The sequence below is a fragment of the Mycolicibacterium lacusdiani genome (assembly GCF_021916785.1).
GTDB lineage: Bacteria > Actinomycetota > Actinomycetes > Mycobacteriales > Mycobacteriaceae > Mycobacterium > Mycobacterium lacusdiani.
Map to the genome: position 1 here is coordinate 93,684 of NZ_JAKCFC010000010.1, position 14,900 is coordinate 108,583.

Here is a 14,900-nt window from a genome sequence, read left to right on the forward strand (position 1 = left end):
GGTCAGTTGGTGAGCGCGTGAGCAGCGGTACGCGGGGCGGGGGACACTGCCACGTCCGGAGCACTGGTCTGCACCAACTCATTGAGGATTGCGGCGTGACGAACCTTGTGGCGCACCAACTCCGAGTGGAATTCGGGGCGGACCCAGCCGTTGTACATCACGGCCTCGGACTCGCCGGGCTCGATCTTGAAGTAGACCGGCCCTGCGACGCGCGCGATGTCGCCGGCCTCCCAGAGCCGGTTCATCCCGCCGAAGGACTCGAAGGTCTCGGCCCAGACGTCGAGCGGCACGTCGACCGAGTTCCTGATGGCGGCGAGCATCGGCCGGGACAGGTCGCCGACGGGATTGACGCTGTCGGCACCGAGATCTTGCAGGATCCGGATGGACGCCGGGTTCGCATGACCCGCGTAGACCGAGATCTTGAACTTCGCATCGGCCGGGATGTGGCCGGCATCGCGCGCCTTGTTGAGGATGTCGAGCACGCCCTCATCCCAGACCAGCACGCCGCGGATGCCGGTCGAGAAGATCCTGAGGTAGTCGTCGAGCAGATAGCGGATGTTGTCGAGGCCGCGCACGCGTCGTCCACCGGCCTGGCCCTCGGTGCTCAGTGCCTGACGGCCGAGGTCCCAGCCGGTCCGCGGGCCGGGCACCGCGATCAGTTCGATGGCACGCTCCGCGGCCAGCGCGGCGACGTCGCTCAGTTCCTTGGTGGTCAGCAGTGTGGTGCCGCCGCCGAAGGCGATGACGCGGTGGATGAAGACGCCTTGCGCATCGGCCTCGTCCAGCATGGCCTCGAGAGTCGAGAGGCGTTCGACGCCAGAGATTTCCAGTCGGTACCTCCCGCCGTCGTCGAACGCCTTCGTAGACGGGGTGAGGGCGTAGTCGTCGGCCGTCAAGAGATCTTGTGAGGCCAGGATGCTGGCTCCGTCGACCTTGGAGGTACGGCTTTCGGCTGCGGTGGGCATCGCGTCTCCTTCGAGGAACGGACTGCGCTTGATCCGTTTTTCACTGAGTGATAACTAACTGCGCTGAATGAAATTTAAGGTCTACGGACTCGCCTGTCAACAGGGACGGCCGAATCGCTGTGTGCTGGTAACCTTCACTGAGTGAAAGCAGCATCGGTCTCGGAGAAGCCTTCGACTCTCATCGGCGTCGAGCGCACGGCAAGGATCCTCACGGCCGTGGCCGACTCCGAGGTCGGGAACTTGACCGAAATCGCAAGGCGCACAGAGCTGAACGAGGCGACGGTGCTGCGCTACCTGAACTCTCTGTCGTCGCTCGGTTACGTAGAACGCTTCAACGCCAACCAGTATCGGCTCGGCTGGGAGATCTTCCGACTCGGGCAACGCGCCTTCTCGAACCAGGTACCGTCCGACGCGGTGGTCCCCACCATGGAGCGCCTGGTGAACGAGTTCAACGAGACGGTCAACTTCGCCGTGCACAAGGACCGCAGCGTGGTGATCCTCGACGTGGTCGAGGGGAGGCGGGCGGTCAAGAAGGTCAGTGACGTGGGTCAGACCGACCCCTGGCACGCGTCTGCACTGGGCAAGGCGCTGCTGGCAACCATGCCAGACAGCGTGTGGCGCGACATCGTGGCTACGGCCGGCCTACCGGAGCTGACCACGCACACGATCACGTCGATGAAGAAGATGGCGGCCGAGATCAAGGACATCCGGGAGCACGGCTTCGCCGTCGACCGGGAGGAGGCGGCCGAGGAACTGACGTGCGTGGCCGCAGCCGTGCCGAACTCCAACGGCGAACCGTCTCGCTACGCGCTGAGCATCAGCTTCCTGACCCACCGACTGACCCCGGAGAACCTGGAACACGCAGGCACGCAGGTGATCGCTGCAGCACGCGAGATCGCGGCCAAACTGCCGTGACCCTGCGACTCGACGGCAAGGCCGTCGTGATCACCGGCGCTACCTCGGGAATCGGCTGGACGACCACGGTCCGACTGCACGCCGACGGCGCGTGCGTCGTGGCGACCGGCCGAGACGTCGATAGGGGACGGGCGCTGGTCGAGACACTGGGTGACCGCGCCCACTTCGTCGCCGCGGACCTCGTGGATCCGACGGCGGCCGACGAGGTGCTTGGCGCCTGCGTCGCATCCTTCGGCGCCGTCGACGGGGTGGTGAACAACGCGGCGCTCGACCACACCGGACCCCTCGAGTCCGTCTCGATGGACGACGTGCGAAAGGTGTTCGAGGTCAACGCGTTCGGCACCATCGCGATGACGCGGGCTGCGGTCCGGGCCATGCCATCGCATGGCGGGTCGATCGTCAACGTGACGTCCCGGCTGGCGTACGCGGGCGTGCCCGAGATGGCTGTCTACGCGGCGTCCAAGGGAGCAGTGCACGCCTTCACGCTCTCGGCCGCCGTGGAACTCGCTCCACGAGGCATCCGGGTCAACGAGGTGGCGCCGGGAATGACCGCGACTCCGCTGTACGACGCCTGGCTCTCGGGCTCTGCGGACCCCGAACGGACCGCACGCGACGTGGTGTCCCGAATTCCGCTGGGGCGCGTCGCCATACCCGAGGACGTCGCGGCGGCCGTCGTCTACCTGCTCTCGGACGACGCCGCCTACGTCACCGGGACGACGATCAACGTGGACGGCGGATACACCGCCCAGTAGCCCGCGACCCGAGGCGTTACGTCGGCAGGCCACCCGTGTCGCATGGCGCGTCGTGGCCGTCGTCGATGAGCTGCAGCGTCACCCGCATCTGAGAGGGCTCGATGCTGCCCGACCAGTCGTCGTAGGGATGGTCGAGGAACCCCACCACGAGCATTGCCGACGTCACGAGGGCTGAGACGAACGCAATGGGCAACGCCTGGACCACGGCGCCCTCGCGGCGGTCGGCCTGCACGCACATGTAGGTGAGGATGGAGGTCGCGCCGATGCCGAGGACGATCCACAGCGGCATCGGCACCGAAGGTGCGGCCTCGGCGGCGCGGGCGCGGCGTCCGTCGCGGCGCTGCGCCTGCTGGTCGAACCACTGGCTGTACGCCGCCTCCTGCTTCGCGGTGGTCGGAGTGATCGCCGCGAAGTCCGTCACCATCGTGTCGACCCAGCCTTGCACTGCAGCGGAGGATTCTCCGCGCTCCATCGCAGGCCACTCGTCGGCGACGACGGCGCGCGAATAACAAATCAAGTCGCCGTGCAGGCGCGTGCCGTCGTGCCCCTCGAGGACGTCTGCCACGTTGTGCAGTTCCGTGACGGAGATGGCCTCCATGGTGCCGCCGTCGCGGGCGCGCTGATAGTTCTGCAGCGCGTAGAAGATGGTGAAGGCAAGCAGCACCGCGAACATCGTGCCGATCACCGTGAGAGCACCTGCGGCCCGGGTGCTGTCGATGAACCAACCAGGGTCCGGTGCGCGACGCCGCGCCGACAGCTTCACGACGACTGCAGTCGTCACCACGATGACGAGTACCGCCCCCGCCAACAGAGTGAGCATGAAGATCTCATCGCAAAATGCGGTGATCGCTGCGAGCACCGCCCGCCCATTGTGGGGCCACGCAAGCGCGCACGGTGAGAAACCGACTACTGCACTTTCGGCGGCGTCAACGCAGTGACTACACATCGTCTGTGCGCCCGCGACTCAGAACCCACTCGTCGGCTCCGATCGCACCGTCCTGAGCTGGCCTTTTCTGGTCTGGCGGTTTGGCTGCCCCCGGTTGCGGGCATCTCGCCCCCGACGACCAACTGTTGCCAGACAACAGCGAAAGGGGCCTTGATGCCAAATCAATCCAGCACGACGGCGAAGATCATGTACAGGCCATTCGGATTGGCCGGTTCTCTGCTCGGTGGTGTCATTGCGACCGCGATCTTCAAGCAGATCTGGCAGAGGGCGGCGCCGGGACCCAAGGCGGACCCGCCAGGTCCGCTGGAGACCGAGTATCCGTTGCGCCAGATCCTGATCGCCGCCGCAATCCAGGGCGCCATCTTCGGCGTGGTCAAGACCGTCATCGACCGCCAAGGTGCCCGGATGTTCCAGCGGGCGACCGGCGAGTGGCCCGGCAGCTGATTCGCCGCTGGCGATGAATTCCGCACGGCCCACGGGTCCACCTCCCGACTGAGACGACCAACTCTGACGGGAGCATCGCATGGGCCTCATCCACATCGAAGTGTTCGCAACGGTCGATCTCGTCGGGCAGGCGCCCGGGGGACCCGACGAGGACCCGATCGGATTCTCGTTCGGCGGATGGCAGGCGCCCCTGATCGACGAGGTCGCAGGTGCCCAGATCGATGCTGCCTACGAGGGCACCGATGCCCTTCTGCTGGGCAGGCGCACCTACGACATCTTCGCCGCCTTCTGGCCCGAGCGGGACGACGAGTTCGCCACGCTCTTCAACGCCGTCCCGAAGTACGTGGCCTCCCGTGGGAAACCCGATCTCTCCTGGGCCGGCTCGACTCGACTCGGTCCGGACCTGGCACGCGAAGTGCGCGAGATTCGCGACCGACACGAGCACGTGGTCGTCGTCGGCAGCCTGAACCTGGTCCAGACCCTGTTGCGCGAGAAGCTGTTCGACCGCCTCGACCTATGGGTGCATCCGATCGTCCTCGGAGTCGGGAAGAAGGTCTTCGACGATGGCGCGGTGCCCACGAGCCTGGCGCTCCTCGAGCCTCCGGTGGCCAGCCCGAAGGGCACCGTGTTCCTGCGTTACGGGCTGGCCGACGGGACGCCCGAGACCGGCGACATGAGTGCGCCCGAGCGCGCCTCGGCGACGTGATGCGCGATGCGGGGGGCCGACACGCGGGCACACTGGTGCCAGACCGCCTGACAGGAACGAGGCACCAGCCATGACCGCACCGTTACCCGACACCGCGCTGGAAGTGCGCTCGCTCGTGACGTCGCAGGGCACGCTCGAACTCTCCCTGCAGGACGTGAGCGTCCCGGCACCCGGCGTCGACGAGGTGCTGGTTCGCGTCGAGGCGGCCCCGATCAATCCATCGGACCTGGGACTGCTCGTCGCCGGCGCTGACATGTCCGCGGCGAAGGTCGAGGGCACACCGGAGCGTCCCGTCGTGACGGCACAGCTGGGCGCGGGCGCGCTGAAGGCCTTGTCCGCTCGCGTGGACGAGTCACTTCCCGTGGGCAACGAGGGTGCGGGGACCGTCGTCGCCGCGGGATCGTCCCCGGCCGCGCAGGCGCTCCTCGGCAGGACGGTAGGCGTCGCCGGCGGCGCGATGTACAGCCAGTATCGCGTGGTCGGCGCCGCATCGTGTCTCGTTCTGCCCGAGGGCACTTCGGCGAAGGACGGCGCATCGTCGTTCGTCAATCCCATGACCGCCCTCGGGATGGTGGAGACCATGCGCCGCGAGGGCCACTCGGCCCTGGTGCACACCGCGGCCGCGTCGAACCTCGGCCAGATGCTCGTCAAGCTGTGCGCCAAGGACGGGGTGCCGCTGGTGAACGTGGTCCGCAAGGCGGAGCAGGAGGACCTGCTGCGCGGGCTCGGGGCAACGCACGTGTGCAACACGTCGTCGCCGTCCTTTGCGACCGATCTCGTCGAGGCGCTCAAGGCGACGTCGGCGACGCTCGCGTTCGACGCCACGGGCGGAGGAAGGTTGGCCAGCGACATCCTCAATGCGATGGAGCAGGCGATCAACGCAGCGGCGGCGGAGTACTCCCGCTACGGGTCGGCCGTCCACAAGCAGGTGTACGTCTACGGCGGGCTCGACACGGGCCCGACGGTGCTCACCAGGAACTTCGGCATGGCATGGGGTTTGGGCGGATGGCTGCTCACCCCATTCCTGCAGACCGCAGGCGCCGAGACGATCGGCCGGCTCCGCGCGCGGGTGGGCGAAGAACTCACCACCACGTTCGCCAGCACCTACACCCGTGAGGTGTCATTGGCCGGGATGCTGGCACCCGAGGCGTTCACCGCCTACGTCAAGCGCGCGACGGGAGAGAAGTTCCTCGTGACGCCGCATTCGGCCCAGTAGTCAGTACGCCAGCTGGTTGACCGCGCCTCCGAAGACGCGCGGTAGGGCCGTCGCGGCAGGCACCAGGCGGGCAGGGTGGGCGCAAACCACGAGGGCAGCTAGATGAAGGAGGTGTCGTCCGCTGCTAAACGCACTCCACCAGGCCGCGCGTGTCCTCGCCGATGATGCCCACGGTGGCGTGGAGACGGAACCGACGTTCGGCGTCATCGTAGGTGGCGCAGACGATGCCAAGCTTCTCGGCGTCGACCAATCGTGCCACCACGGGCGATCGCTGCATCAGGAGCAGGCCGGTCTGGGCGATGTGAGCCGTCGTGATGGACTCGACCGTGGCGGCGGTGGTTCCGCGGTGTACTACCGACAGCAAGGCATGTTCCACGGTTGCGCGCATGGCACCCGAGGGCAGTTCGGCGCTCTCCCATGCGTGCAGTGCCGCCCTCATCGCAGAGCAGTCATCGTGGCCGAGCACGACGATCAGTGGGACTTCCATTGCCTCGACGGCATGTTCGATGCTGGCCAGAACGCTCGCGTCGATGGTGTGCCCCCATGTGCTGACGTCTATGAGGGGGCTCTGCGGCCCGAACATCGCTTCACTCGACTGCTGCGCGTCGGAGCATCGGAAGAGCGCAGCGACGGGGTGGACTGTCGGCTTCGCGGAGCGATTCTGGCTGGCCTCACGGAGTCGATCCCAGGCCATTGAAGGAGAAACCATGACAGAAGACACCTTTCGCGGATTGGCTAGCTGAAGTATTCGGGGCGGCTGACGTAGGTGTCGCTGACGAACATGACGCCGGAGGACGCGTCCAGTAGTGGCCGCAGGCCGGCGAGGAGCGCGTCGGCTTTCTCGTCGGGTACGACGGTGATGATCAGTTCGAGCGTTGCCTGCTGATTGAACAGGAGACGACCTTGCCGGTAGCCGTGATGGCCGAGCCCCGAAACCCCGGACAGACTGGTGTATCCGGTGGCGCCGACACTGCTGATGAGTTCCCTCACCGCTGGGGTGTCGCTTCCGCTGACGACGACTTCGATCTTCGTCATCTTGGTCAATGCAGGTGTCATGAGAACATCTCCTCGTTGTGAGCGGTTTCTTCGATGGGCGTTCCGTTCCATGGCCGCCAGGCGGTGTGCGTCCAGCGTTGCCACGGCTCTCCAGGCCGTCCGCGAGCGGCGATGGTGATCCAGTCATTCCCGATGATCTGTTGCAGGATGGGGTTGCGACTGATCACGGCGTCGACGCGGGCGAGGGGTGCCTCGATGATCGCAAGCAAGCGCTGGGGCTCGTGCACGTGCCGGTGCCCGTGACCGACCGACTGCCACGGGAGTCCGAGCCGTAGGTCGCCTGAGTGGCCGGCGAGGACTCCGACGTCGCCGACCACGTTGTGAATGGTCTTCGTCCCGGCGCCGAACACGGCGGGGGCAACGGTTGAGAAGTAGTACTGGTTGTTGATCCATTGGGCGACCACCAGTGGTGCGGTGAGGATGGTTTCGAGGGCGGTGCCGTCGACGTCTGCTTCGCCGTCGTAGGAGTGTAGGAACGCTCGACGCTGCAAGTCGAGCGTGCGTGTCATGGTGCGGGGACCGATGATGAACGCGGCGTTACCCGCCAATCCCCACTCGGGATACACCTGCGCCCAATCAACCGATCTGCCGGCAACGTGCGCCGCAGCTGCGTTGGGCGACTTCCGCTTTCCGGCACCTGGGAGGGTCGCGGACCGCTCTGAGGCCAGCGTGCGTCCGGCAGCAGCGAGGTCGGTCTCGAGACGGGTGAGATCAGCGCGGTGGCTCGGCGGTACGAGATGCGGGTCGAGCACGGTGACGCAGTCGGTAGTCGTGTCATGCACGGCCGCGACGACGTGAGTGTGTTCGGGAATGCGGATGCCGGACCGTGCAAGCTCGTCGCGTACGTCAGGCTGGTTCAGGATGCGCGCAGCGGTTCGTGCATTGGGGCTACCGCTCTGCCCTCCACAGGCTCCGCAGTCGAGCGACGCTTGGTAGGGGTTGTTCTCGGTGCTGCTCTCGTGGCCACACAAGACCACCAGTCGACCGAAGTGTTCGGTCAGGCCGATCGTCTTCAGCATGACGAGGCCGAAGAGCGCGCGGTCTGCCAATTGCATCGCGTCCACGTTGACCTTGGTCGACACCGGTGGAGCCATGACGGAGCGGAACCTGCGTCGGACACTCCCTGCGAATGACGGGGCTAGCGTCTTCGCCGCCGCGAGCGGACCCGCGATCCACCCTGCCGCTTCTGCAAGGGTGAATGGCCCCGTCATGGATTCCTTGGCGGCGTGGAAGGCCGACTCGGCCCCTGCCACTCGAACAGCTCCCGTGACCGTTCTCTTGGTGGCAACGCCCGATCTCGTGTCTGGTTCCTCGACGACGTCGTGGCTCGGCGCGATCAAAACCGGGCACGAATCGACTGGAGCGCCGCCCAGCATGTTCGTGAAGCGTATTGCGACGGCGAAGAACCCGGCAAAACCAAATGTCTCGTAGTCGCCTCGAGCCTCGAGGTGACGCCGCAGGCCTTCTGATCGAGTGTCGATGCACGCGATCAACTGTGTGTGGGCCGGCGACGCGGGCGATCGGGAGTCGATCGACAGCCGCGAGAGGAGTTCGTCTTGGTAGTGAGCTTCGTAGGCGTTCTGCCAGATCATCGGCCGGGCTTGCGGTGGCATCGCTGCCAATAGCCTGGCAAGTGTGATCGCTTCTGATCGGGAGGGCTGAGGCAGGGCCCAGACCTCGACGAGGCGAGCGACCCGGTCGCGGGCGGTTGGAGGTTCCGGTGATTGGTGCCGCACTGGCGTGGGTTGGCGCTGGTCGTATTTCAGCAGTGCAGCCTCGTACGTCACGCGCATCGCCAGGTACTGCAGGAGGTCGATTCCGGTCTCTCGGTCTGAGCACCAATGCACGTGGGCTGCCCAGCCCGGCTGGCGAGTCAAGTGCGCCTGGAAGTAGGAAACCCGCTCCTCGTCTGCGACGTCGAGGGCGCGAAGCGCTTCGAGCAGGGCATCGTCGGGGCGGTCAGCACAGGCACGTAGTTCGGAACGAACGGCGGGAGACAACGTCCGATCATTGTGGGCGAGCATCCGCCAGGCCGAGTAGAACCCGAGGTGTCGGCCTGGCATGGGCCACGCCGACTCACCGAGGAAGGCAGCCGACCACTTCGCGGCCTGGGCGTCCACGGTGTCGACCGCGTTGGAGGCCACCTGCTCGGCCCGAATCCGATATCGCCTGAATGGGTTTGAGACGGGTTCGCCGTGCACCAGGTCAGCTCGCAACAACTCGACCGCGGTGATGCGACGGCCGGACAGCTCGACTTGCGGCTCCTTCGGCAGCCTGGGGAAGCGGCGCAGTAGCGCCTGTTCGACATCGGCATCGGTGATCCGTCCTCGCGCGTGCAACGACCGGAACGTGTCCTCGTCGAACGTTCCGCGCATGCCATAGAGGTCGCTTGCACGACGGATCGCCTGTTCGAAGGGCATCGACTGAAGGCCGCCAAGCGGGTTGACTGCGATGAACGTGCCAAGTGGGTAATGGGTGGGGAGCGCACGCGCAGCTAGTCGGACGTCGCTGCGTAGCCGTGTGCGACGGGAATCGAGCTGCCGATCGGTCATCTCTGTCACTACTGCGGTCCTGTCGTTGCAGATCGGATGGTGCCTGCGCTGAGCGCGTAGGCATAGAGCGCCCGTTGTAGCGGCCGGGCGCGCGGGGACAGGCGCACACCTGCAAGCAGGCCGAGCGCGACGGCGGTCACCGCGATGACTGCCCATACCGCGGGCGCCGGTACCGAGGCTGGCGGGAGTGCGGGGGCCAAGAAATGGGTGACGGCACTGACCAAAGCCAGGTAGGCGATGGCAGCGGGCACTAGAACAGCAGCTGCGCTGAGCACTCCGCCCATGTCGGGCCTGCGCTGCAACCAGCCCCATGTGAGGGTTGCCCCAGTCGCCCAAGCGAATAGCAGGATCGCTTGCTCGGCGATGTGCCCACCGGCAGCGTATGGGACGACCGTGATGGCTGCGTAGATGCTCGCGAGCGGAACCGTCGCGGCGATCACGATTGCCACGGGTTTGCGCCGACCGAGCCGCCGAAGCGCGGGCATGCCAGCAGTGCGGTGGTGCCGGGCGATTGCCGATCCGGAGGAGAGAAAGAGTGTCGCCTTGTAGAACCCGTGCGCGAACAGGTGCATGAGGGCTGCGGCCCACAGTCCGAGGCCGCACGTGAGGATCATGAATCCCATCTGCGCCATCGTCGAATACGCCAGGGCGCCTTTGACGTCGGGCTTCACCAGCGTGATCGTCGCTCCGTATGCGAGCGTGGTGACACCAGCGATGACCGCGAGGGCGGCTGCGAGGGTGGGGCTGGGCAGAGGGCTCGATTTGATCAGCAGGATCCCGCCCGCGTTCACCACCCCCGCGTGCAGCATGGCCGATACCGGTGTGGGGGCGGTGAGGGTCGCGGGCAGCCACCGATGGAACGGGATCTGGGCAGACCGGCTCAGCGCGGCGACGACGATGAGCAGAGTCATTACAGCGGCCATCGCGCCGCCGATCGGTGCAGTACGAAGATCGGCGAGATCGATCGACTTCGTCTGCGTCGCAGACAAACCGACGGCCACCCACAGCGCACCATCGCCGATCGAGAATGCGATGGCGGTGCGTCGGACGCCGTCGCGCGCATTGGCCATTTGCCAGTAGGTGCCCAATAGCAAGCAGAGGGCGATGCCGGCCAGCGTCCATGCCGCTGCAAGGCCGACGAGGGTCGTCGCCGTCGCCAACATGGCGGATCCGGCGGTCAGTAATCCTGCACAACCGGTGAACCAACCCGCGCGGGGGTCGCCCGTCATGTATCGCATGGCGAATGCCTGTGCCACCGCGCTGACGCCAAAGATCAGCAGTAGGAGCGCCAAGGCCAATCGGTCGGCGGTCATCGAGAAGGCCCCGGCATCGAGGCGAGCGGCGTCCCCGTCGGCAGATGTGATGGCCAACAACGCCGCGACGAAGAACCCCAGTCCCGCGGCCAGGGTGCCGATTCCGGCCGTCAGTGCCGGAACTCGTCGGCCAAGTATCGCTGCGCTGATGGCTGCCAGCAGCGGCGCGGTCATCAGCGCCGCCAGTGCCATCGTGTCGGGCTGCAACATACGAAGCAAATTACACGTATTAAAAAACGTGTGTCAAGCTTCGTGAAATATCTTGCAGGTGGAGACGGTACTACGGGAGGCTCGGGTGTCGCAGCGCTCGGCCGCCCTCAGCGCGCGTCATCCGCGGGCGCAGGGCTAGCTTCGTTGCGGGTGCGCATCCAGCTGGCGGTTACCGCGACGGTGAGTAGGGCGATGACGACGGCCAGCGAGATGCCGGTGGGGATCTTGTAGACCTCCAGCAGCAGCATCTTGATGCCCACCCAGACCAAGACCAGGGCGAGGCCGAGTTTGAGGTAGATGAAGCGGTGCATCAGGTCGGCGAGCAGGAAGTACATGGCCCGCAGCCCCAGGATGGCGAAGGCGTTCGACGTGAACACCAGGAACGGCTGCTGGGTGACCGCGAAGATGGCAGGTATGGAGTCCACGGCGAAGACGATGTCGGTGACTTCGATGAGGACCAGGACTGCCAGCAGTGGGGTCGCCACCCATCGGCCGGCGCGGCGGATGAGGAACTTCTGGCCGTGATACTCATCGGTGACCGGGATCATCCGGCGGAACAGGCGCAGCACGATGCTGCGCTCGGGATCGATGGTGTCGTTGCGGTGCAACGCCATTCGGATGCCGGTCGCCACCAGGAACGCGCCGAAGATGTACAGGATCCAGGCGAAGCTGGCGATGAGGACCGAGCCGGCGGCGATGAACACTGCCCGGAACACCAATGCGCCCAGGACGCCGTAGAACAGCACCCGGTGTTGGTACTCCCGCGGTACGGCGAAGTAACTGAAGATGATCGCGAAGACGAACACGTTGTCCACCGCGAGCGATTTCTCGATCACGTACCCCGCGAAGTACTGCCCGGCGAACTCCGCACCCCACACCCACCAGACGAGGCCGCCGAAGGAGAGGCCCAGGGTGACCCACACGCCGGACCACATGGCGGCTTCCCGCACACCGACGACGTGCGCCTTGCGATGGGCGAAGAGATCGATCGCCAGCATGATGAGAATGACACCGAGCACGGCAGCCCAGGCCCAGAGCGGAACGGTCACGGTCATGTCCTCCGGTCGTGAAACCGGAGGTCTTCCCGACCACCACCGACGTTTCAGCCGGACGGTGGCGCTCAGACCGGGCAGTTGCACGGAACTGCCGTAGTGACGATCTGAAGCTGGGCGGGTACTCCCCTCCAACGCCCATCATACGAAGTCGACTTCGTATGTCAAGGACTGATGGCAACGGTCTCGAGTGGCCGCGAAAGCAGGACTCGACGATTCATGAAAGCGCAAACGCGTAATTCAGCTCTAACATGGTCACGATGGTCACGACGCGACGTACGTCAACCGGGCGCCGACCAGCACGCGCCCGCGCTGCAGACGAGGGGGAGGTGCGCGCGAAGGCGACCGCCTCCAAGCCGAGGACTCCCGCGACGTCGGACGCCGAGTCCAGGGAGCACTCCCGCGGATGGACGTTCCTCACCAACCACGCGCACATACTTCTCTGCCTCGCCCACGACGAGACTCTGACCGCCCGGGAACTCGGCCAGCGCGTGGGAATCACCGAGAGATCTGTGCAGACGATCCTGTCGGATCTCGTCAGTGGTGGTTATCTGGACAAGACCAAGGTCGGTCGTCGGAACCACTACACGGTCAACAGGTCCGGACGCCTCCGTCACCCCGTCGAGGCCGCGCACACCATCTCGGAGTTGATAGAAGCCCTGACCTAAGGCGGAGGATGCGCAGCGGGCGTCACTCTGCCGTCGCCGGCACCGCGGTGGTCGCAGGTGGCGTACGCGGCATGGCGAGGACGGCGGCAGCGGTCGCCACGGCCACCACCAGTACGCCGATGAAGACGGCGGCCGACCCGGACTGGACGACCGCAGGCCCGAGCGAGTTCAGGTCACCGGAACCGAAGATCGAGTTGGCGATGGCACCGAAGACTGCGACTCCGACCGCGCTGCCGAGCGACCGGGCGAACATGTTGTTTCCGGTCACCATGCCGCGCTCGTCCCAGTCGACGCTCGACTGTGCGGCGATCAGCGTCGGTACGGCCAGTAGGCCCATGCCGGCGCCGATCACGAAGCACACGACCGCCACGCTGGCGACGTTCGGCCGGTGCGCCAGCGCCGCGAGCCCGGACGACCCCGTGATCACCAGCGAAGCGCCGAGTACCGCAGTGCGCTTGAACCCCCATCGCAGATAGAGCTTGCCGGCGATCGCCGCGGTGGCCGGCCAACCGATGGTCAGCGCCGCCAAGGCGAGTCCGGCGACGATGGGCTGGACCCGCAGTGATCCCTCGAGGTACGTAGGCACGTAGGACGTCAGCCCCATCAGGATGGCGCCGACTCCGAACGCGACGATGGTGGTCGCGCAGAGCAGGCGGCGCGAGAACACCCACATCGGCAGAATCGGCTCCGGAGCGCGGCGTTCGACCACGAAGAAGATCGCCAGCAGCACCGCGCCCGCCGTGAAGGCGCCGATGCTCGGCGCGGAGGTCCACGCCCACGTCTGGCCGCCACCCAGGACCGCCAACACCAGTGAGGTCATGGCCGCCGCCAGGAGCACCGCGCCCAAGACGTCGACGCTGCGGTCCTTTCGCGTCACGTCCTCGTGAAAGTGGCGGTTGAACATCCACGCCGCGAGCAGGCACAGCGGGATGTTGATCAGGAAGACGCCGCGCCAGATCCCGAGTTGCGAGAAGGCGCCACCCAGCATCGGCCCGACGACCGACGAGACGGCCCACACACTCGCCAGGTAGCCCTGCACCCGTGCTCGCTCGGCGACCGTGTAGACGTCACCGACGATGGTCAAGGCCGTCGGTTGCACTGCGCCGGCGCCGATGCCCTGAATGGCTCGAAAGACGATCAACGCGAGCATGTTCCACGCCGCGGCGCACAGGACGGAGCCCAACAGGAACACCCCGATCCCCACCAGGAGGATCGACTTGCGGCCGAACACGTCGGACAGCTTCGCGTAGATCGGAGTGGTCACCGCCTGTCCCAACAGATACGCCGAGAATAGCCATGGGAATTGGTGAAACCCACCCAGTTCGCCGACTATCGAGGGCACGGCGGTCGCCAGTACCGTGGCGTCGATGGCGACCAGGCCGGTGCTCAGCATGACCGATATGAGGACCGGTCCGCGCTCGGAGCGGAATCCGACTGCGGCGGTCGAGGTCGACGTCACCGCCGTGTGACCCGAGCGTCGTTCGGGGCATTCCGGTGACGTCTCGAAGCCATGACCACTGAACCGAATCTACGCCCCGCGGACACGCCGCTTCCTGTCAGTCGGCTGCGCAAGCGATCGTTGCGGTTCAAAGTCATTCGGCTCTACCTAGCCGCTTCCGTCGGGCTGATCGTTGTTCTTCTGCGCGCCCCAGCCGTGCACGCGGTCGACCTCGATCAGGGCGCTGACCCGTGGGCGGTTGCGGTCGGGATACTCCTTGCCCTGGTAGTGCTGGGACAGCGCGTCGATGTCGGCCAGGCCGTCGTCGTCGTAGATCTCCGTCACGTGACCGATGACGGTCACGTGGGTGTACCAATCGTTTTCGTCGATCACCGTGAGTGAGACCCGCGGATCCCTGCGCATGTGATCCAGGCGCTTCCGGCCGACGTCCATGTTGACCAGGATGCGATCGTCTCGGAACAGGTACCAGGTGGCGGCGGACACCGGCTGGCCGTCGCGTCGGGTGGTGGCTATCACGGCGGGATTGGGCTTGGCCAGCATCTTCTTGGCGTCGTCGGTCAGTGACGATGACATGGGAATCTCCAGGGTCGGGGTCGGGTCCATGCAGGGATGCCCAGCCTGGCGATTCTCAAGCCGCGCGCCACGG

The 14,900-nt window shown here is 66.1% G+C and carries 15 protein-coding genes; 6 read left to right on the top strand and 9 right to left on the bottom strand.

Going from position 1 to position 14,900, the window contains the following annotated elements; all coding sequences use genetic code 11:
- Nucleotides 1-2: 2 nt before the first annotated feature.
- Entirely contained in the window at nt 3-965 is a 963-nt protein-coding gene (locus LOK44_RS24455; RefSeq protein WP_237572675.1) for a hypothetical protein, read from the bottom strand.
- Between the two features lie 141 nt (nt 966-1,106).
- Here LOK44_RS24455 and LOK44_RS30010 point away from each other — a divergent pair, with 141 nt between their 5' ends.
- Together LOK44_RS30010 and LOK44_RS24465 are read left to right on the top strand one after the other, a co-directional pair.
- On the top strand, nt 1,107-1,880 hold the full coding sequence (locus tag LOK44_RS30010) for an IclR family transcriptional regulator (RefSeq protein ID WP_237572676.1): 774 nt from the start codon (nt 1,107-1,109) through the stop codon (nt 1,878-1,880).
- The gene (locus LOK44_RS24465; RefSeq protein ID WP_237572677.1) at nt 1,877-2,632 is read left to right on the top strand and encodes an SDR family NAD(P)-dependent oxidoreductase; all 756 of its coding nucleotides are present in this window, start codon (nt 1,877-1,879) and stop codon (nt 2,630-2,632) included. Before LOK44_RS30010 ends, LOK44_RS24465 begins: the two co-directional genes overlap by 4 nt.
- A gap of 16 nt (nt 2,633-2,648) precedes the next feature.
- Here LOK44_RS24465 and LOK44_RS24470 read toward each other — a convergent pair whose 3' ends face one another.
- Nucleotides 2,649-3,452 carry a bestrophin-like domain gene (locus LOK44_RS24470; protein WP_237572678.1) on the bottom strand — a complete coding sequence of 268 codons (804 nt, stop codon included), beginning with the start codon at nt 3,450-3,452 and terminating at the stop codon, nt 2,649-2,651.
- Between the two features lie 312 nt (nt 3,453-3,764).
- Here LOK44_RS24470 and LOK44_RS24475 point away from each other — a divergent pair, with 312 nt between their 5' ends.
- The 3 genes from LOK44_RS24475 (at nt 3,765) to LOK44_RS24485 (ending at nt 5,944) form a co-directional block, all read left to right on the top strand.
- Nucleotides 3,765-4,022: a DUF4235 domain-containing protein gene (locus LOK44_RS24475; RefSeq protein ID WP_237572679.1), complete on the top strand. Its 258-nt coding sequence runs from the start codon at nt 3,765-3,767 to the stop codon at nt 4,020-4,022.
- Between the two features lie 79 nt (nt 4,023-4,101).
- On the top strand, nt 4,102-4,728 hold the full coding sequence (locus LOK44_RS24480; protein WP_237572680.1) for a dihydrofolate reductase family protein: 627 nt from the start codon (nt 4,102-4,104) through the stop codon (nt 4,726-4,728).
- A 70-nt stretch (nt 4,729-4,798) separates the two neighbouring features.
- Nucleotides 4,799-5,944: a zinc-binding dehydrogenase gene (locus tag LOK44_RS24485; RefSeq protein ID WP_237572681.1), complete on the top strand. Its 1,146-nt coding sequence runs from the start codon at nt 4,799-4,801 to the stop codon at nt 5,942-5,944.
- 124 nt (nt 5,945-6,068) lie between these two features.
- Here LOK44_RS24485 and LOK44_RS24490 read toward each other — a convergent pair whose 3' ends face one another.
- The 5 genes from LOK44_RS24490 to LOK44_RS24510 form a co-directional block, all read right to left on the bottom strand.
- Nucleotides 6,069-6,653, bottom strand: coding sequence for a carbonic anhydrase (locus LOK44_RS24490; protein ID WP_372481310.1), 585 nt, complete (start codon nt 6,651-6,653; stop codon nt 6,069-6,071).
- Nucleotides 6,654-6,679: 26 nt separating this feature from the next.
- Nucleotides 6,680-7,000 carry a P-II family nitrogen regulator gene (locus tag LOK44_RS24495; protein ID WP_237572683.1) on the bottom strand — a complete coding sequence of 107 codons (321 nt, stop codon included), beginning with the start codon at nt 6,998-7,000 and terminating at the stop codon, nt 6,680-6,682.
- Nucleotides 6,997-9,552: a DUF2309 domain-containing protein gene (locus tag LOK44_RS24500; protein ID WP_237572684.1), complete on the bottom strand. Its 2,556-nt coding sequence runs from the start codon at nt 9,550-9,552 to the stop codon at nt 6,997-6,999. The genes LOK44_RS24495 and LOK44_RS24500 overlap by 4 nt, the downstream gene beginning before the upstream one ends.
- Nucleotides 9,553-9,560: 8 nt before the next feature.
- A complete protein-coding gene (locus tag LOK44_RS24505) occupies nt 9,561-11,075 on the bottom strand; it encodes a proton-conducting transporter transmembrane domain-containing protein (RefSeq protein WP_237572685.1) in 1,515 nt (504 codons plus the stop codon).
- A 107-nt stretch (nt 11,076-11,182) separates the two neighbouring features.
- The gene (locus tag LOK44_RS24510; RefSeq protein ID WP_308192787.1) at nt 11,183-12,124 is read right to left on the bottom strand and encodes a TerC family protein; all 942 of its coding nucleotides are present in this window, start codon (nt 12,122-12,124) and stop codon (nt 11,183-11,185) included.
- 263 nt (nt 12,125-12,387) lie between these two features.
- On the opposite strand from LOK44_RS24510, the gene LOK44_RS24515 reads away from it, so the two are divergent.
- Nucleotides 12,388-12,795 (top strand): helix-turn-helix transcriptional regulator, encoded by a 408-nt coding sequence (locus LOK44_RS24515; RefSeq protein ID WP_237572687.1) that lies wholly within the window; start codon nt 12,388-12,390, stop codon nt 12,793-12,795.
- A 22-nt stretch (nt 12,796-12,817) separates the two neighbouring features.
- Here LOK44_RS24515 and LOK44_RS24520 read toward each other — a convergent pair whose 3' ends face one another.
- Both LOK44_RS24520 and LOK44_RS24525 read right to left on the bottom strand, forming a co-directional pair.
- A complete protein-coding gene (locus tag LOK44_RS24520) occupies nt 12,818-14,254 on the bottom strand; it encodes an MFS transporter (RefSeq protein WP_237572688.1) in 1,437 nt (478 codons plus the stop codon).
- A 147-nt stretch (nt 14,255-14,401) separates the two neighbouring features.
- On the bottom strand, nt 14,402-14,827 hold the full coding sequence (locus tag LOK44_RS24525; protein ID WP_237572689.1) for a PPOX class F420-dependent oxidoreductase: 426 nt from the start codon (nt 14,825-14,827) through the stop codon (nt 14,402-14,404).
- Nucleotides 14,828-14,900 lie beyond the last annotated feature (73 nt).

Excerpts from the sequence above, each read along its gene's own strand:
- LOK44_RS24515 (WP_237572687.1), top strand. The coding sequence starts at position 12,388 with ATGGTCACGACGCGACGTACGTCAACCGGGCGCCGACCAGCACGCGCC.
- LOK44_RS24500 (WP_237572684.1), bottom strand. The coding sequence starts at position 9,552 with ATGACCGATCGGCAGCTCGATTCCCGTCGCACACGGCTACGCAGCGAC.
- LOK44_RS24485 (WP_237572681.1), top strand. The coding sequence starts at position 4,799 with ATGACCGCACCGTTACCCGACACCGCGCTGGAAGTGCGCTCGCTCGTG.
- LOK44_RS24495 (WP_237572683.1), bottom strand. The coding sequence starts at position 7,000 with ATGACACCTGCATTGACCAAGATGACGAAGATCGAAGTCGTCGTCAGC.
- LOK44_RS24480 (WP_237572680.1), top strand. The coding sequence starts at position 4,102 with ATGGGCCTCATCCACATCGAAGTGTTCGCAACGGTCGATCTCGTCGGG.
- LOK44_RS24455 (WP_237572675.1), bottom strand. The coding sequence starts at position 965 with ATGCCCACCGCAGCCGAAAGCCGTACCTCCAAGGTCGACGGAGCCAGC.
- LOK44_RS24470 (WP_237572678.1), bottom strand. The coding sequence starts at position 3,452 with ATGCTCACTCTGTTGGCGGGGGCGGTACTCGTCATCGTGGTGACGACT.
- LOK44_RS24490 (WP_372481310.1), bottom strand. The coding sequence starts at position 6,653 with ATGGTTTCTCCTTCAATGGCCTGGGATCGACTCCGTGAGGCCAGCCAG.
- LOK44_RS24475 (WP_237572679.1), top strand. The coding sequence starts at position 3,765 with ATGTACAGGCCATTCGGATTGGCCGGTTCTCTGCTCGGTGGTGTCATT.
- LOK44_RS24505 (WP_237572685.1), bottom strand. The coding sequence starts at position 11,075 with ATGTTGCAGCCCGACACGATGGCACTGGCGGCGCTGATGACCGCGCCG.
- LOK44_RS24525 (WP_237572689.1), bottom strand. The coding sequence starts at position 14,827 with ATGTCATCGTCACTGACCGACGACGCCAAGAAGATGCTGGCCAAGCCC.